This is a genomic window from Fulvivirga aurantia (assembly GCF_009711475.1).
Lineage (GTDB): Bacteria > Bacteroidota > Bacteroidia > Cytophagales > Cyclobacteriaceae > Fulvivirga > Fulvivirga aurantia.
The window spans coordinates 1-305 of sequence record NZ_SMMD01000047.1; the positions used below are offsets into that span (position 1 = coordinate 1).

At 40.0% G+C, this 305-nt stretch carries 1 protein-coding gene; it reads right to left on the reverse strand.

Annotated elements, in window-relative coordinates; all coding sequences use genetic code 11:
- Positions 1 to 305 (reverse strand): hypothetical protein (locus E1176_RS19980; protein WP_222933026.1); only part of this gene is annotated, 305 nt, incomplete at both ends.

Below are 305 nucleotides of genomic sequence, written 5' to 3' on the forward strand. Positions count from 1 at the left end.
GTAACAGCCCCATCAGAAATCTTGATTGTAGTTATACCATTATCTGCAACGATAAGCGGGTCGGGAGAGGATCCATCGCCAGATATTGAAGGTCCTGTAGATACAATAATAGGAATACCACTAACTTGGGTATCGACATATTGCTTAGTTGCTGCATCTGACGGGCCTACGGGTGAATTGAGATTTGTAATACTAAAGTTATTCCAGTTTACATTTTGATTAGGTACGGCTAAATCAGATATTTTAATTGTGTTTAGGTCTATGCTACCTCCATCTTCCAAAGTTACTTGGGTGCCAGTTAAGCT